The sequence below is a fragment of the Catenulispora rubra genome (genome assembly GCF_015356825.1).
In the GTDB taxonomy this organism is placed as follows: domain Bacteria; phylum Actinomycetota; class Actinomycetes; order Streptomycetales; family Catenulisporaceae; genus Catenulispora; species Catenulispora rubra.
In genome coordinates, this window is sequence record NZ_JAACYW010000279.1 from 1 (window position 1) to 15,208 (window position 15,208).

Genomic DNA, 15,208 nt, shown 5'->3' on the forward strand with positions numbered 1-15,208 from the left:
GGCCACGATCAGGTCCGCCTCGCCGGCGCGCGGCGGGGGAGGAGGAGGCGGTGGCGGTGGCGGCGGCACGACCGGCGAACTGCACGCGGTCGGCGCAGGCAAGTGCCTGGATGTCCCCAACTCCTCGACCACCTTGGGCACGCAGCCGCAGATCTACGACTGCTGGGGCGGCGCGAACCAGACCTGGACCCGCACCTCGTCCGGCCAGCTGACCGTCACGATGAACGGGACGAGGCTCTGCCTGGACGCGTACAACAACCAGACTTCACCGGGCACGAAGGTGGAGACCTGGTCGTGCAACGGCGGGGCGAACCAGCAATGGAACGTGAACTCGAACGGCACGGTCACCGGCGTCCAGTCAGGGCTCTGCCTGGACGTGAGCGGGGCCAGTACCGCCGACGGCGCCCTGGTTCAGCTGTGGACCTGCAGTGGTGCGTCGAACCAGCACTGGACGTTGGGGTGAGAGCGGAAGCCGGTCTCGACCGACTGCCCTGACGCGGGGCCGGTCGGCGTGTCGAACGCGAGCGGCACGCCGACCGGCGTAACCCGTGTTTCACTCCGCAGCGCGATGGAGATCGCTCAGAAATGCAAGCCGCTACCTATTCCGGGTACTCCGCCGACAACTCGCGCCTGACCGTCGGCGAGGTGCCCGATCCCAAAGTCGGCCCGGGACAGGTACTGATCGAGGTGCGCGCCGCCGGCGTCAACCCGGTCGACTGGAAGGTCATGGCCGGCGGCCTCGACCCGATGATGGACACGGTCTTCCCCGCCATCCCCGGCTGGGACGTCGCCGGCGTGGTCCGCGCCGCCGGCCCGGACACCCCCGAGTTCGCCACCGGCGACGAGGTCATGGCCTACGCCCGCAAGGACGTCGTCCAGGCCGGCACCTTCGCGCAGCTGGTGACCGTCTCAGCCCGCGACGTGGCCCGCAAACCGCCAGCCCTGGACTGGCCCCAGGCCGGCGGCCTGCCCCTGGCCGGCCTGACCGCACTGCGCTCACTGGACGCCCTCCGCGTCGGCGCCCGCGACTCGCTGCTGATCCACGCCGCAGCCGGCGGCGTCGGCAGCATCGCGGTACAGATCGCCCGCGCACGAGGCGCCCACGTCATCGGCACCGCCTCCGACCGCAACCACGACTTCCTCCAGGCACTCGGCGCGGAACCGGTCGCGTACGGCGACGGGCTCGCGGAGCGCGTGCGCGCACTGGCACCGGACGGCGTGACCACGGTACTGGACTGCGTCGGCGGCCAGCTGGAGACAACACTGGCAGTCCTGACCCCCGGCGGCCGACACGCGTCGATCGCTGACCCGGCCGTCACCCAGCACGGCGGCCGCTGGATCTGGGCCCGGCCCGACGGCGCGGGCCTCGCGGAGCTGGCGTACCTCGCCAACCGGGGGCTGCTGACTGTTGAGGTCGCGCAGACCTTCCGGTTGACGGACGTGGCTGCGGCGTTCGACGTCAGCCGGACGGGGCGGGTGCGCGGAAAGCTTGTGATCGTGCCCTGAAGCTCACAAGTAGGATTACGTGGTGATCTCCATGAGGGTGAACCGGGAGCTGCAAGGCGAGGTCGTGGCGAGGGCGGGGAGCGGGCTGCCGTGGGAGATCACACTCGCGGGCCTGACCAAGCGGCGTTTCCCCTGCTCGGCGCACTCGATCCGGTCGGTGACGCGGTCTTCAACCGCAGGCAGATCCCGGCACTGCTCGGCGAGTTGGACCGGCTCCCCATCGAGTGCGGCGGCGCGTGGGTTGCTGAAGTGCGGGCCCTGTGTGAAGTGGCCTCGCGCAAGCCGCATCACTACCTCCTCTTCATCGGCGACTGATCCGGCATATCAAGCCACTGAGCGGCTCATCGCCCTGCCTTCCTGACCGCTCGCCGACTCGCCTTCCGCGAAACTTTCGCGGACCCACCGTTTGACCTGCGCCGCGCACCCTCCCGCCACTACGGGCTCTGACATGCCCGTTCGATTTCCTTCGACGATCCGGCCGCCTGACGGCCTCCGGCACGTCGCCCGACGCCGCGCGCCGCCAGAGCTACGCTCCGGCCGACACAGTCCGTCACCTCGGTGGAAAGGCGAGAATGTGAGCAGAAAGATCCCCAGGAAGCCGGTCGGTGTGCTGCTCGCGCTGGCCGGTTTGGTCGGGACCGTCACCCTTGGCTCGGCGCCGCAGGCGTCTGCCGCGACCGCGGTGTCGGTGACGGTTAACGGCACCGCCGGCCTCGGCAGCATCCCGGGCGGCGCGATCGGCCTGAACACGGCCGTCTACGACAGCTACATGAACGACACCCCGATCCCCGGCCTGCTCAAGGCGGCGGGAATCAATGCCCTGCGCTACCCGGGCGGCTCCTACTCCGACATCTACAACTGGCAGACCAACGTCGCGCAGGGCGGCTACGACGCGCCGAACACCAGCTTCGCCAACTTCATGGGCACCGCGCAGGCCGCCTCGGCGAGCCCGGTCATCACGGTCAACTACGGCACCGGGACGCCGGCGCTGGCCGCCTCCTGGGTCCAGAACGCCGCCGTGACCAACAAGTACGGCGTCTCCTACTGGGAGGTCGGCAACGAGGTCTACGGCAACGGCACCTACGGCGCGAACTGGGAGACCGACGCGCACTGCCAGACGTCCTCCGGTACCCCGGTCACCGTCGGCAGCGAGCCGTCGCAGACCTACGGCTGCGGTCCCGGCACCTACGCGACCAACGTCCTGAGCTACATGTCGGCGATGAAGGCCGTCAGCTCGAACGCCCACGTCTGCGCGGTCCTGACCACCCCGGGCGGCTGGCCCGACAACGTCACCAACCCCCAGACCAGCCCCCTGCCGTGGAACCAGACGGTCCTCACGGCGCTCGGCGCGAAGACCGACTGCGTCATCGTCCACTACTACCCCGGCGGCTCCAGCGCCGCGGCGATGCTCACCGCGACCAGCCAGATCTCCGGGATCATCTCCACCGTCAAGTCCGAGGTCAGCCAGTACGCGAAGGTGGACCCGGCGACCGTCCCGATCCTAGTCTCCGAGGCCAACTCGAACGTGGACATGGACACCCAGCCGAACGCGCTGTTCGCCGCCGACATGTACATGACGTGGCTGGAGAACGGCGTGTCGAACGTGGACTGGTGGGACGAGCACAACGGCCCCGGCACCAACCCGCCGAGCATCGTCAACGGCGCGCAGGACTACGGCGACTACGGCATCTTCTCCAGCGGCGGCAACAACAGCGGCGTGACCGAGCCGGCCGTGGAGACGCCGTTCGCGCCGTACTACGGCATCGAGATGCTCTCCAAGCTCGGCGGCCCCGGCGACACCATGGTCAACAGCACCTCCTCCAACGCGCTGGTCCGCGTGCACGCCGTGCGCCGCGCAGGCGGCAACCTGGATCTGCTGATCGACAACGAGGACCCAGGCACCTCCTACACCGTGAACCTCGCCTACAACGGATTCACCCCCACCGGCAGCCCGACCGTCTTCACCTTCGCGAACAACGGGAACTCGATCACCAGCGCGACGCAGAGTTCTGCGTCCTCCGTGACCGTCGCGCCCTACACCCTCACCGTCGTGCAGGTCCCCGGCAGCGGCGGAGGCGGCGTGACGGCACCGGGCGCGCCGGGGCAGCCGACCGTGTCCGGCCTGTCGTCCAGCACCTCGGGCAACAACAGCGGCGTCGCCACCCTGACCTGGCCCGCGGCCACACCCGGCACGTACCCGGTCGCGAACTACCAGGTCTACCAGCAGACCAGCGGCGGCGGGAGCACGCTGGTCGGCACCACCAGCGCGACAACGCTGAATCTCAGTGGTCTGACGATCGGCGCCGCATACACCTACGACGTGGTCGCGGTGGACTCGCACGGCAATCCGTCGCTGCCCTCGCCACCGGTGACCTTCACCGTGCCGCCACCGGCGAACGCGAGCTGCGCGGTGCACTACGCGATCAGCAGCTCCTGGTCCGGCGGCTTCGGCGCCTCGATCACCGTCACCAACCGCGCCGCGACCGCGGTCACCGGCTGGACGCTGACGTTCTCCTGGCCCGATTCCGGCGAGGCGGTCCAGAGCGGCTGGAACGGCACGTGGAGCCAGACCGGCTCGGCGGTGACCGTGACGAACGCCGCGTGGAACGGCACCATCGCAGCCTCCGGCGGCACGGTCAGCATCGGCTTCAACGGCACCGACACCGGACAGGACCCGGCCCCGACGGTGTTCGCGCTCAACGGGACGGTGTGCGCGAACAACTGACCGGAAGTTCGTAGTTGGGGAGTGGCGCCTGGCTGAGCGGCGAGGCGCCGTTTCCCAATGAGTATCCCTACGCGATGGTCAGCTTCACCGAAGCACTCGACGGCAGATCCGCGCTGGACCGGCCGACGCCGAACTCGTACTCCCCACTCTCGACACGCAGCGCGCCGACGTCCTCCGACCAGTGCGCCAGCCGCTCCGCCGGCACCTCGAAGACGACGGTGCGCGATTCCCCCGGAGCCAGCTCGATCCGCTCGAAGCCCTGCAAGCGGCGCAGGGGAGTGGGCACCGAGGCCTCAAGGGCATGCGAGTAAAGCTGCACGACTTCCTGTCCCGCGGTCGTACCGCTATTGGTGATCTGCGTCTCAGCGAATATCGTGAGGGATCCCAGCTGATCTTCGCTGACCTTCAGCACGAGGTCGCCGTACTCGAAAGTTGTGTACGACAAGCCATGGCCGAACGCGTACAGGTGCTCCCGCTGCGAGTACTGGTATGTCCAGCCCGAGCCGATGACGTCGTAGTCCTCCGGCGCGGGCAGGTCGGCGTCAGAGGCGTACCAGGTCTGCGGCAGCCGGCCGGCTGGGTTGTGGGCGCCGGTCAGCACGTCGACGACGGCGTTGCCCAGCTCCTGCCCGCCGTGCGCGGTCCACACGATCGCCGGCACGTGGCGCGCGGCCCAGCCGATCGCGTACGGATAGCTCGACACCACCACGAGCGTGGTGTCCGGGTTCGCCTCGACGACCGCACGCAGCAGCGCCTCCTGGTCCGCCGGCAGCGCGAGCCCGTCGCGGTCGATCGTCTCGCGTCCGTTGATGTGCGGGTCGTTGCCCAGCACCACGATCGCGCGCCGGGCCGAGGTGGCCGCGGCGACGGCCTGGCGGATACCGGAGGTCAGAGTCTCGACCACGAAAGCCGTCGCCTCCTCGGCGGTCTCGGCGTCCGCGACGAGACGGCCGTCGTCCCCGACACGCAGGTAACGCCCGCTGGCGTTCGAGCGCACGATCGTCTGACCGTCGACGGCCGGGTGGAACTCCCACAGCTCCTTGACCACCCAGCCGTCCGGGGTCGCGGCGTCGGCCAGCACCTCGGTGTCGCCCTCGCCGGTGAGCGTCAGGTACTTGCCGTTCTCCACCGCTTGCAGGGTGCGCACCGGGACCGGGCATTGGACGCTCGTGCCCCAGTCCTGATGGCAGAACGGCCCGAACACCGTCTCGCCGGCGCGCAGCGAGACGACGTCGGCGCCGTCCACCGCGGTCACGGCCCGGTCACCGAAGGCCGTGCGCAGACCGTCGGCGATGCTGACGGCGTAGGGGAGTTCGCCGCTGTACCAGTCCGTCAGCACCCTGTTTCCCAGATGGCCGATCACTGCGACGGCCGGTCCGGGATGAGCCGGGGCCGCCTCGGGCTCGGGCACGACCAGCGGAAGCGCTTCGTTCTCGTTCTTGAGCAGGACGACGGCGGCGCGCGCCGCCTCCAGCGCCAGCGCGTTGTGCGCCGGGCTGCTGATGACCTCGGCCCTGATACCGGCATAGGGATCGGCAGCGATGTCGAACTCGCCGGTGGCGGCCCGCATCGCCAGCAGCCGCCCGACCGAGGCGTCGATGTCCGCCTCGGTGATCAGGCCCTGCGCCAGCGCCTCGGTGAAGCGCTCGATCGTCAGCCGCGCATCCGGGCCGTTGTCGGTGTAGCTGTCCACGCCGGCCTTGAGCGCCGCGGCGTGCGACTCCACGTGCGTGGCGAAGTGCTTCTCGCGGTCGACCAGGTTCGACGGGGCCTGGGCGTCCGAGCAGACCACCAGCTCCGGATTCCACGCCCGCAGCGCGTCGTTGATCAGGGGATGGACATGGTTGGGGACGCCGTTCGTGAGGTTGTACCCCGGCATCACCCCCGCGGCCACCCCCGCCTCGATCGGGCCGCGGAAGGCGGGGAGTTCGTACTCGTGCAGGACGCGCGGCGGCACCGTGATGTCGATGACGTCGCGGTCGGTCTCGACGTTGTACGCCAGGAAGTGCTTGAGCACCGGGGTGGTGCGCCAGATCGCCGGGTGGTCGCCGCGCAGCCCGCGGCAGTAGGCGGTGGCCAGCTCGGCGGTGGCGTGCGGGTCCTCGCTGTAGCCCTCCTCGTTGCGGCCCCACCGGGGGTCGCGAAGCAGGTTCACCACCGGCGCCCAGACGTTGAGCGAGACCATCGGGTGCTTGTCGGCCACGTCGCTGGCCCGGAAGGCGTTCTCCGTGTCCTGACGGAACGCCCGGACCTCCGTCGACACCGCTTCCCCCACGCGCCGGACCAGGTCCCGGTCCCACGTCGCGCCCAGCCCGACCGCCTGCGGGAACACCGTCGCGCGCCCGATCCAGGCCACGCCGTGCAGGGCCTCGCAGCCGGTGTGGAACGCGGCCAGGCCCAGCCGCTCGACCGCGGGCTGGTGCTGGTGGAGAAACGCGATCTTCTCGGCCGGGGACAGCTGTGCGAGCAAGGCGGCCGCCTGCGCGGCGGTGTCGGGCACCTCGGCGTCAGGGACCTCAGTGTCTGGGACGGCGGTGTCGGGGACTTCAGTCACGGGACGACCTTTTCGTCGGCGGCGGTGCGGACACCGCGGGGGAACCGTTACATGGCCTCGGACAGAGGCCCGGCCGAGGCCCGGCAGAGCTCGCATGTCGAAGCGCTTCGAAAGTCCCATCTATCGACGCACCTGTCAACCCTCGTCGTCGGCCATTATGGCAGCTTCGCTGCTGCTCAAAGTGGCTTAGACCAATTTCCGGCGACGTTTCGCGGCGCTGATTCCTGACCCAGACATGGGATGTCTAAAGCGTTTTGGCGGCTCCACCGATATCGAAACGTGACCATTGACCCTTGCGCCGCTGGTTGGGCTGACTTAACCTCAACGCAATATTGAAGCGCTTCGACAGTGCTCGGTGATCGTGCGTCAGCCCAGTGCGCGCACCAGCCGACAGCCGCACCACTCACCTCTGTCGTGGCCCTGACACGCCCGCTGGCAGCCGGCGGCGCGTGCCGTGGGGCACCAACCATCTCGTTTCGTCTCGTTTCGTTGACTGGAGAGTTCAATGTCGAGCACCAACGCGTTCACGCGCCGCGGATTCCTCACGGCGTCCGCCGGTGCGGCCGGCGCGATCGGGCTGTCTCCGCTGTTGGCAGCCTGCGGGAACAACGGCGGCAAGGGCGGGGCGAGCACCAAGGCGGCGATCCAGGCGGTGCTGCCGACGTACAAGCCGCTGTCCGGCGGGGTCACCCCGGACATCCCATCGGTCGCCGGCGCCAACGGCGCCATGACCAACCCCGGCTTCCTGTCCTACCCGACCAATCTGGTCAAGACGGTGACCGGCGCGGTCGGCTCCGGCGGGAAGTACACCGGCGTCGCGCCGTCGTGGAACCCGGTCCCGCCGGCCGGCAACTCCTTCTACACCGCGGTGAACAAGGCGCTGGGCGCGGACTTCGTCTCGCAGCCCGCCAACGGCAACACCTACAACACGGTGATCCCGCCGCTGATCGCGGCGAACAAGCTGCCGGACTGGCTGGCCATCCCGGGCTGGCTCAACAGCCAGTTCAACACCGGCGGCCTGGTCGGCACCCGGCTGGCCGACCTGACGACCTACCTCGGCGGCGACGCGATCCTCGAGTACCCGAACCTCGCGGCCCTGCCCAGCGGCGGCTGGCAGTGCGGGATCTGGAACAACCGGCTCTACGGAATCCCGACGAACGCCGACAGCCTGGGCTTCGCCGGGGCCCTGTACTACCGCAAGGACCTGCTGGACGCCAAGGGCATCACGCCCAACGTCAAGACCGCGGACGACCTCATGGCCCTGGGCCAGGAGATCAACAACCCCAAGGGCGGCGTGTGGGCCTTCGAGGACATGCTGGTGTACCTGTACCAGGTCTTCAAGGTGCCGCTCGGCGGCTGGTACCTGGAGAACGGCAAGATCAAGAACGCCGGCGAGCACCCGGCCATGCTGGAGTGTCTGGCCTGGGCCAACAAGATCGCGAAGGCCGGCCTGGTCCACCCCGACGCCATCGCCGGCGTGAACACCGCCAACCCCAGCCGGTTCATGGCCGGCAAGGTCCTCATCGAGGGCGGCGGCACGTCCGGGATGAGCGGCTCGGACGCGAAGAACGGCATCGCGGGCAAGGCGGGCTACCAGCGCGCGGTGTTCCCGCTGTTCTCCTCCGACGGCTCGACCCCCACCATCGCGCTGGGCGGATCCTCGGGCTACCTGAGCTACCTGAACAAGAACCTGAGCCCGGACCAGATCAAGGAATGCCTGCGGATCGCGAACTTCTTCGCCGCGCCGTTCGGCTCCTACGAGTACAACCTCCTCAACTACGGCGTCGAGGGCGTCCACTACACGATGGGCGCGCAGGGGCCGGTGCGCACCAGCGAGGGCTCCAACACCGCGGCCGACAGCATCTACGGCTTCTTCAGCACTCCTCAGGCCGTGGTCTACAACGCGGGCTACCCCGACGTCACCAAGGCCTGGGCGACCTGGTGTGCCGACGCGGCCAAGTACGCCTACAAGCCGATGTTCTGGAACCTGAACATCACGGTGCCGGATCAGTACTCGAAGATCGCCGGCGCCTCCGAGCTCTGGGACGCGACGCAGGCCGTGGCGCACGGCAAGCAGCCGATGTCCTTCTACCAGGACGCGTACTCGACGTGGAAGAAGAGCGGCGGCGACGCCCTGGGCGCCTGGTACCAGCAGAACGTTATTGACAAGGGCCTGAGCTAGTGGGCCCCCGGGCCCGGCCGCCGGGCGCGCTTGAGGGGGCGACGTCGCGGCGGCCGGGCCCGCCTTCGCGGTGAGTCACTGGGACAGGGACAGGGACAGGGACAGGCACAGGGAACAGGGATGGGGAGTGGGAGCAGATGGCGGTGATGGCGGACGGCGCGGCGGTGCCGGAGGAGGCCAGGTCCAGAGCGGAGGTGCCGCCGGGCGTGCGGGAGGCGCTGCGAGACGGTGTGCGGGCCAGGGCGCGGCAGGATGCAGGTGATGGCGCCGATCGTAGTGATCGCGCTGACCGCGCCGATCCGGCGTCGGCCAGGCCCGGCGGCCTGAGCAGGTGGCAGCGCCTGCGGCGCGACCGGTCGCTGCTGCTCATGACCGCCCCGGCGATGCTGGTGCTGCTGGTCTTCGCCTACCTGCCGATGTTCGGCACGATCTCGGCGTTCGAGTACTACGACCCCATCTACGGGTTCTTCCACAGCAACTTCGTCGGGATGAAGAACTTCACCGACCTGATGGGCGACCCGGCGTTCTGGCACGCGTTCGAGAACACGCTGGTGCTGAGCCTGGTGCAGATCGTGCTGTACTTCCCGGTCCCGATCGGGCTCGCGCTGCTGCTGAACACCGTGATCAGCACCAAGCTCCGGTCCTTCATCCAGGCCGTGGTGTACCTGCCGCACTTCTTCTCCTGGGTGCTGGTCATCACCATCTTCAACCAGATGCTCGGCGGCGCCGGGCTGCTCAACCAGTTCCTGCGCCAGCACCACATGGCGACCTGGAACATCATGTCCAGCGGGTCGGCGTTCAAGTACCTGGTGACCTTCCAGGCGGTGTGGAAGGAGGCCGGCTGGGGGATCATCGTCTTCCTGGCCGCGCTGGCCGCCATCGACCCGGCGCTGTACGAGTCGGCCGCGGTGGACGGCGCGAACCGGTGGCGCCGGATCTGGCACATCACGCTGCCCGGGATGCGCGGCATGATCGTGCTGATGCTGGTCCTGCGGCTGGGCAACGCGCTCAACGTCGGGTTCGAGCAGATGCTCATCCAGCGCCAGGCGGTCGGGGCGCAGCACGCCGAGGTCCTGGACACGTTCGCCTACTTCTACGGCATCGGCAACGGCAACTTCGGCTACGGCGCGGCGGCGGGCCTGTTCAAGGGCGTGATCTCGCTGATTCTGATCTTCGCGGCCAACAAGATGGCGCACAAGCTCGGTGAGGACGGATTGTACCGCAAATGAGCACACTGTCGACAGCTTCCGCCTCCGGCCGCCGCAAGCCGCCGGCGGGCAACGTTCCGCGCAAGCGCGCCAAGGGCCGCGCGGTCTGGGAGGACCGGCCGACCCTGGTCGGGCAGTTCGGTAAGGGCATGGTGCTCACCGTCGTGGTGCTGGCCATCGCGCTGCCCCTCTACGCCATCGTCCTGACCAGCTTCTCCAGCGAGGGCGCCATCACCCGCGCCGGCGGCAGCCTGGTCGTGGTGCCGGACGGGCTGAGCCTGGGCGCGTACCGGGAGATCTTCTCCAACGGCGTGGTCACCCGCGCGGTGCTGGTCAGCGTCGGGATCACGGTCGTCGGCACGGCGGTGTCGATGGTCCTGAGCATCCTGTGCGCCTACGGCCTGTCCCGGGCCCGCTCCTTCGGGCACCGCTTCTTCCTGGGCGCGATGATCTTCACCATGTTCTTCGGCGGCGGCCTGATCCCCGGCTTCCTGGTGGTCAGCGAGCTGCACGGCTACGACAACTACTGGGCCCTGATCCTGCCCAGCTGCCTGTCGGTCTTCAACATCCTGATCATGCGGGGCTTCTACCAGGCCACCGCGCAGGAGATGATCGACGCGGCGCGGATCGACGGCGCCGGGGAGTGGCGCGTCCTGTGGTCGGTGGTGCTGCCCACGACCAAGGCCGTGACCGCGGTGATGACCCTGTTCTACGCGGTCGGGTACTGGGGCTCGTGGTTCAACACCCTGCTGTACATGCCGTTCGACAACAGCAAGTGGTCCCTGTCGTACGTGCTCTACGAGTACGTCAACCTCGGGGCGAAGATGCCGGGCGTCGACACCGCCGGCGCCGGGGACACCGTCCAGCACCAGGCCGCCTCGCCGTTCGGGATCTCCATGGCCGTGGTCGTGCTCACGCTCATCCCGATCCTGGTCGTCTACCCCTTCCTGCAGAAGCACTTCACCAAGGGCATGCTCACCGGCGCCATCAAGGGCTGAACCGCCCGCGAAAGGAACGATCACCATGCCATCGCTCGGCGACGCCACCGGCGGCCGGATCCTGTTCGGCGGCGACTACAACCCCGAACAGTGGCCGCGCGAAGTCTGGGAGGAGGACGTGCGGCTGATGCGCGAGGCCGGCGTCAACCTGGCCACGGTCGGCGTGTTCTCCTGGGCCCTGCTCGAACCCCGGCCCGGCGAGCGCGACTTCGGCTGGCTCACCGACGTGCTGGATCTGCTGCACGCCAACGGGATCGGCGTGGGGCTGGCCACGCCGACCGCGTCGACGCCGCCGTGGATGGGCCACCGCTGGCCCGAGACGCTGCCGCGCGATCCCGACGGGACGGTCCGGACCTACGGCTCGCGCAACGCCTACTGCCCGTCGTCCCCGGTCTACCGGGCCTTCGCGGACGCGATCAGCGCCGACCTGGCCTCCGTCTACGCGCACCACCCGGCGCTGCGGATGTGGCACATCGGCAACGAGTTCGGGACCGTGTGCTACTGCGATCAGTGCGCTGAGCGCTTCCGGCACTGGCTGCAGGCCCGGTACGGGGACCTCGACGCCCTGAACGAGGCCTGGGGGACCGCGTTCTGGTCGCAGCGCTACTGCGAGTGGGACGAGGTCATCCCGCCGCGCCAGGTGCAGTACGTCATCAACCCCACCCAGGACCTCGACTACCAGCGCTTCGCCTCCGACCTGCTGCTGGAGCGCTTCACCTCCGAGCGGGACATCGTGCGCGGCGCCAACCCCGCGGTCCCGGTGACGACCAACTCCATGCCCTTCTTCAAGGCGACGGACCTGTGGCGCTGGGGCGCCGAAGAGGACTTCACAGCGCTGGACTCCTACCCGGACCCCAACAGCCCGCACGCCGCGTGCGACGGCGCGATGGCCCAGGACCTCATCCGCTCGGTCGGCGGCGGCAAGCCCTGGCTGATGATGGAGCAGACCCCGGGCCGCGCCGGCTTCCGGCACGTCGCGACCCCCAAGCGCCCCGGCCTGAACCGCCTGTGGTCGCTGCAGGCACTCGCACGCGGCGCCGACGGCATCCTGCACTTCCAGTGGCGCGCCTCCAAGCAGGGCGCCGAACGCACCCACGGCGCGATGCTCCCGCACGCCGGCCCCGACTCCCGGATCTTCCGCGAGGTGTGCGACCTGGGCAAGGAGCTGGGCGACCTGGCGGACGTGCTGGGTACCCCGGTCGCCGCTTCGGTCGCGATTTTGTTGGACTGGGACTCCTGGCGCGGCGTCGAGCTGGACCACCAGCCGCACAGCGGATTCCGCTACGTCGACCGCATCCGCGAGTACTACACGCCACTGTGGAAGACGAACGTGACCGTCGACTTCGTCCACCCCGAGGCGGACCTGAGCCGCTACAAGCTCGTCGTCGCGCCGAACCTCTACCAGGTCTCCGACCCCGCCGCCGAGAACGTCATCGGCTACGTGGCAGGCGGCGGCACCCTGGTGGTCGGCCCCTTCTCCGGCGTCGCAGACCCCGACGAACGCATCCGCCTCGGCGGCTACCCGGCCCCGTTCCGCGACCTGCTGGGCCTACGCATCGAGGAATACTGGCCGCTGCCGGACGACGCGCCGCTGACGCTGCGCTCGGAGGTGTTCGGCGACTTCAGCGCGCAGTCCTGGGCGGAGTGGCTGACGGCCGACGCCGGCACGGCGCTCGCCGAGATCGCCTCCGGGCCGCTGGCAGGCATCCCCGCCATCGTCCGCAACGCCTACGGCGCCGGCACGGCCTGGTACGTGGCGACGCTGCCCGAGGAGCGCGTGATGGCGCAGCTACTCGCTTTGGCCTGCGAACAGGCGGGCGTCGAATCGGTTCTCCCCGGCCTGCCAGACGGCGTCGAGGCGGTGCGTCGAGGCGAGTTCGTGTTCGTCCTCGACCACGGCAGGGGGACAGTCGACATCCGGTCGGCGGCCACGGCGACGGTGTAGAAAAGCGGTCGCAGGCGGCGGACACTGAAGACATGAGAATGACGGGGAAGCTGAGCCCACAGGAGTTCTGGCAGCGCATCGACCAAGGCGAGGCGCGAATCCGCGCCGAGGCCAGCGCCCTGCCCCTGTTCGGAATAGACGGCTGGACAGGCCCGCGCATGACCGGCGACTGGGGCTGGGAGAACGACCGCCTGGTCTCCGCCGGCCTCGCCCACGGCGACCGCCAAGACGGCGGCGCCTTCATCCAGGTGCACACAACCTCCGACGACCCCACGGAGTCCGTCGCCGGCCGCCGGATGGCAACCCGCATGCCCACGATCGAGCCGGACCAGTTCCCGACCCTGCGAGCCGAGCTCCGCGCGGATCCGGGACACCGGCGGTGGTGAGCATCGAGGACGAGCAGCGCGAGTTCCGCCAGTGGCGCGACGAGGACGGCACCTGGCTGGCCGCCGGCCACCACGGCGAGACGGGGCTCATCATCGAGGCATCGGCCGGCCTGGACATCACGCAGGTCCGCCTGGTGCGCGTGACGGACATCGAACCCTACATAGCCGGACGCCGCGCTCACCTGCGCCGACTGCGCGGCGAGGACGCCTAGGGAGGCGACGGGCCAGCCCGGCCAGCGATGACGCGAGGGGGTCCGAAGGACCATGTGGGGTGTTGGTTCTGGGTCCCTCGCCGCGTCAGCGGGCGCAGCCAACCTGCCCGGTTTGGCGGTGTCAAGCCGGGCGAGGCTGGACCACAGCAGTTGTGATCCGGCTTGATTCCGCCAGACCGGGCCAATGCCGCGTAGTTAAGGATTCTGGCCTGCTGTCAACTGTGCTCAATTTGACCAGGCGGAGCCTTGGATACGACACCTCGCAGCCATCGAACTACAGCAATCAGGGCATATCGAACAGCGTTGAGGGTCAAATTGTCCTAGTTGACAAGGCCTCAGAATCCTTAACTACGCGGCATTGCAGACCGGGCTGGTTCCGTTTACGGCGATGACGCGGCGAGGGACCCAGAACCTCGGCGACCACAAGCAGTACCGCCAGCAGACAGCGCGACGCAGGCAACAGCGGATAGAAAGCCGAACAGTCGCGGACCGCCGCCAAACTACCGGACGCGCGGGTCGCCCCTCGTCGAAGAGGCCCGCCAGAGGCCTCAAGCCACCCACCAAACGCGGCCGCCGCCCGCCCGCATGACGTGTGCGCAGTGACTCGGACCGGCGCGCGGTCTTGCCCACGCACACCGCAAGCCGCCAGCGCACCACACCCAAACCGAACCGCCGCGCGATCTTGCCCATGCACACCGCCGGCCGCCAGCGCATCGCACCCAAACCCAACCGCCGCGCGGTCGTGCCCACGAAAACCGCCAGCCGCCAGCGCAACCTGCGGGGCACAACCGAACTGCGTCCCCCCGCGAGGCCATCCAACCATGCGCGAAGCCGTCAAAAAACGCCTGTAAACCCAGACCAACCGCACCCTCCAGACCTACAGCCACCGATCACACCAAGCCCGAATCCGCCCCAGCGCATCAAGCTGATGCACCCGCTCATGCAGCCCATGCCCCTCCCGCGGATAGACCACGAACTCGTGCTCGACGCCAAAGTGCCGCAGCGCCCGATGAAAGTGGACTGCCTGGCTGAGCGGCACGTTGGTGTCCTCCTCGCCGTGCAGGATCAGGACCGGGGTGCGGATGCGGGACGCGTAGGAGATGGGGCTGTTCCGGTCATGGATGTGCGGCCCGGGCCCGTCCCAGCCCGTGCTGCCGCCGAGCGCCGCGTCCACGACCCCGCACTCGCCGGTCCCGGCCTGCATGCCCCAGTCGCTGATGCCGGCGCCCACGATCGCGGCCTTGAACCGCTCGGTCTGTCCGACGGCCCAGGCCGCCATGAAACCGCCATGGCTCCAGCCGGAGATGCCCAGGCGCTCCGGATCGGCGACGCCCTCGGCGACCAGCAGGTCGATGCCAGCGAGGATGTCGGTGAACTCCGCGCCGCCGACCGCGCCGCGCGCCGGCCCGCCGACCGGGCTGGCGATTGCGACACCAACTGGACTGCCGACCCTCCCGCCCACTGTGCTGCCGACCGCCCCGCCGACTGAGCT

At 69.3% G+C, this 15,208-nt stretch carries 12 protein-coding genes; 10 read left to right on the forward strand and 2 right to left on the reverse strand.

What is annotated here, in order from left to right:
- From GWK61_RS43825 to GWK61_RS60150, 4 genes are all read left to right on the forward strand, one after another.
- Positions 1–463 (forward strand): RICIN domain-containing protein (locus GWK61_RS43825; RefSeq protein WP_194918225.1); only part of this gene is annotated, 463 nt, incomplete at its 5' end.
- A gap of 122 nt (positions 464–585) precedes the next feature.
- A complete protein-coding gene (locus GWK61_RS43830; protein WP_194918228.1) occupies positions 586–1,506 on the forward strand; it encodes an NADP-dependent oxidoreductase in 921 nt (306 codons plus the stop codon).
- Positions 1,507–1,596: 90 nt separating this feature from the next.
- Positions 1,597–1,821: a hypothetical protein gene (locus GWK61_RS43835; RefSeq protein WP_194918230.1), complete on the forward strand. Its 225-nt coding sequence runs from the start codon at positions 1,597–1,599 to the stop codon at positions 1,819–1,821.
- 259 nt (positions 1,822–2,080) lie between these two features.
- Positions 2,081–4,231, forward strand: a complete 2,151-nt coding sequence (locus GWK61_RS60150) for a cellulose binding domain-containing protein (protein ID WP_194918233.1) — start codon at positions 2,081–2,083, stop codon at positions 4,229–4,231.
- 67 nt (positions 4,232–4,298) lie between these two features.
- Here GWK61_RS60150 and GWK61_RS43845 read toward each other — a convergent pair whose 3' ends face one another.
- On the reverse strand, positions 4,299–6,785 hold the full coding sequence (locus GWK61_RS43845; protein ID WP_323748026.1) for a glycoside hydrolase family 3 C-terminal domain-containing protein: 2,487 nt from the start codon (positions 6,783–6,785) through the stop codon (positions 4,299–4,301).
- A gap of 505 nt (positions 6,786–7,290) precedes the next feature.
- Here GWK61_RS43845 and GWK61_RS43850 point away from each other — a divergent pair.
- From GWK61_RS43850 to GWK61_RS43875, 6 genes are all read left to right on the forward strand, one after another.
- The gene (locus tag GWK61_RS43850; protein ID WP_194918235.1) at positions 7,291–8,967 is read left to right on the forward strand and encodes a type 2 periplasmic-binding domain-containing protein; all 1,677 of its coding nucleotides are present in this window, start codon (positions 7,291–7,293) and stop codon (positions 8,965–8,967) included.
- Positions 8,968–9,104: 137 nt separating this feature from the next.
- Positions 9,105–10,196 (forward strand): ABC transporter permease, encoded by a 1,092-nt coding sequence (locus GWK61_RS43855; protein ID WP_194918237.1) that lies wholly within the window; start codon positions 9,105–9,107, stop codon positions 10,194–10,196.
- Positions 10,193–11,173, forward strand: a complete 981-nt coding sequence (locus GWK61_RS43860) for a carbohydrate ABC transporter permease (protein WP_194918239.1) — start codon at positions 10,193–10,195, stop codon at positions 11,171–11,173. Before GWK61_RS43855 ends, GWK61_RS43860 begins: the two co-directional genes overlap by 4 nt.
- A gap of 25 nt (positions 11,174–11,198) precedes the next feature.
- Positions 11,199–13,118 carry a beta-galactosidase gene (locus tag GWK61_RS43865; RefSeq protein WP_194918242.1) on the forward strand — a complete coding sequence of 640 codons (1,920 nt, stop codon included), beginning with the start codon at positions 11,199–11,201 and terminating at the stop codon, positions 13,116–13,118.
- Positions 13,119–13,150: 32 nt separating this feature from the next.
- Entirely contained in the window at positions 13,151–13,504 is a 354-nt protein-coding gene (locus tag GWK61_RS43870; RefSeq protein WP_194918244.1) for a hypothetical protein, read from the forward strand.
- Positions 13,501–13,716 (forward strand): hypothetical protein, encoded by a 216-nt coding sequence (locus tag GWK61_RS43875; protein WP_194918246.1) that lies wholly within the window; start codon positions 13,501–13,503, stop codon positions 13,714–13,716. The genes GWK61_RS43870 and GWK61_RS43875 overlap by 4 nt, the downstream gene beginning before the upstream one ends.
- 877 nt (positions 13,717–14,593) lie before the next feature.
- Here the strand turns inward: GWK61_RS43875 and GWK61_RS43880 are convergent.
- A partial coding sequence (locus GWK61_RS43880) for an alpha/beta hydrolase family protein (protein ID WP_194918249.1) occupies positions 14,594–15,208 on the reverse strand: 615 nt, incomplete at its 5' end.